This is a genomic window from Lactobacillus sp. W8174 (assembly GCF_016100975.1).
GTDB lineage: Bacteria > Bacillota > Bacilli > Lactobacillales > Lactobacillaceae > Lactobacillus > Lactobacillus juensis.
In genome coordinates this window covers 1-2,289 of the sequence record NZ_JACFRN010000009.1, presented here as the reverse complement: position 1 = coordinate 2,289, position 2,289 = coordinate 1, and the positions used below count along the sequence as shown (strand labels likewise).

The following is a 2,289-nucleotide window of genomic DNA, read 5'->3' as shown; positions in this document are numbered from 1 at the left end:
AGAAGAATAAGACAGTTAGAACTTACGGTGGTGCTGTTAAGATGCACAATAAGTTATACTACATCGTAGGCAAGAACCAATTTGTCAAGAAAGCTAACTTTTAAAGATTAAAACACTTTTCTTATCAATAAAAGAACCTAGCCAGTACTTAAAGTTACTAGTTGGGTTCTTTTTCTCCACTCAAAAATTAAACTATTCCCTAACCGGCTCTAAATGAACAAGCTAAATTTACTGCTTTGTAGCAATTATCATCAGTAAAGCAGGTGCTGGTTTAATCTAGCTAAATTTAATACCAATTAAAAAGTACTTTGTAAGGTGCGATTATCTTTTGCGGAGTATTTTTTATTCGAATAATCTCCTTATTATTCAACTGCCAAAGCAAAAAACTTTTCACAATTAAAACAAGCTTAAATATGGAAACGTTAACCATAAGTAAAATATTAAGAGCTATTAATAATGGAATTAGCCGAGTTAAACAGCATTATTACAGTATTTTTAAGTAGTTTAGCCTTGTTTATTATTTCAGTTAATGCTTGGTTTTGGCATAAAGAAAATTAGCCTATCCTTAATTAAGTCCATTTTTTATTTGAATAAGCTTATTTTATGAATGAAGGGCAAATTTTATTTACTTGTAGTATGCAAAAATATTAAATCTATATGAAAATACCTATCAAAGTATTGAATTGTACAATACTTATGTATATACTTAATCATGGTATAATGAAAACCATGGTATATGAAATTTAGATGGTACAAATGGAGGAAAAATATGAGTAAGCATATTAATTTTTATCATAAAGGTAAAAAAATATTATTTAGTAGTATGGCAGTTGCTGCGTTAAGCGTCATAGCTGCCAATCCAGTTGCAGCTAAGGCTGCTGAATCACAGGGAGAGCAAACTTCTAAGTCTGCTGACGCAAAGCCGACAATACCAGCTAATTCTGGTGATAACGCTGGCGAAGATGATTCAAATATGCTATTGCCTTCAAAATGGACTAAAGACAATTGCAGTTATGATGAAAAGACTAAGACTTTAACTATTAAAGCCGGTACAATTGACAATGATTACAAATTTAGTGAAGATAACCCTATCAATCCTGCCCAAATAGCTTGGAACATTGATGGTGTTGATACAGATCAAATTCAAACCATTAAAATTGATGGTGCCGTTACTTTCAAAGGTGATGCTAGTTCCTTATTTGCTGGTTTACCAAACCTGGAGAAAATTGAGGGATTAAAGAATCTTGATACAAAAGAAGTCACTAACATGAAACAAATGTTTGCTAGTGATCCTAAATTGACTTCTTTAGACCTGTCAAACTTTGACACTTCTAGCGTAACTGACATGATGGGCATGTTCTTTGATGATGAAGCATTAAATACTTTAGATGTATCCAAGTTTACTACAGATTCAGTAGAAGACATGTCTTATATGTTTAGTAATGATTCAAGCTTAACCAAAATTGATGGCTTGAAGAATTTCAACACCGAAAAAGTTACTAAGATGTGGGAAATGTTTAAGGGTGATAAGGCTTTGACATCCCTAGACATTAGTAATTTTAAGATGGCTAAACATGATGAAAACATTCAAGATAATGTTTCTGACACTAACAAAACCGACGATAATAAAGGTACTGAAAAGCCATCTCATCAAACATATACGATTGATCAAGATATGTTATCAGGTATGGATAGCTTAAATGATATTAAACTTGGTGCAGGCAATATCATTAACAATTCAGGACTCCCTGGTTCAGTAGAAGAGAGTCTACAAGATGGAAAGACAACCTGGTTCTTAAAGGATAGTAAAAACAAGGGATTAAGTTCAGTAGAACTTATGCAGAAATTTGACGGTAAAAATGATGTTAAAGATTATGTAGGTGAATATACTACTACCAAGTCTACTGATAACAATAATAATAACAACAATAACAATACGCAAAACACACCGTCTACTCCAAGTACACCGACTACTCCAAGTAATACTACTAACACAGGTAACGCAAACACAACTACTACGACTGGCAAGCAAGACACTAATAAGACTGATACTACCAAGCCAGACACTAATAAGCCTACTACTGACAACAAGAAGCCAGCTAAGAAGGCCAAGAAAGGTGTTAAGAGAGTAGTTACCCACAACGCTTATATCTTTAACCAAAAAGGCAAGCGTGTAAAAGGTGAATACTTCGTTGGTAAAACTGTTACTACTTATGGTACTAAGACCATTAACGGCAAGAAGTTCTACGCTTTAGGCAAGAACCGTTTCGTTAAAGCTAATAATGTTAC

General features: G+C 33.3%; 2 protein-coding genes. Both read left to right on the top strand.

Translation table 11 applies throughout. The annotated features are described in order from the left end of the window. A partial coding sequence (locus tag H3U49_RS09960; RefSeq protein WP_198181173.1) for an SLAP domain-containing protein occupies positions 1-104 on the top strand: 104 nt, incomplete at its 5' end. Positions 105-769: 665 nt separating this feature from the next. Next, a partial coding sequence (locus H3U49_RS09750; protein ID WP_198181172.1) for a BspA family leucine-rich repeat surface protein occupies positions 770-2,289 on the top strand: 1,520 nt, incomplete at its 3' end.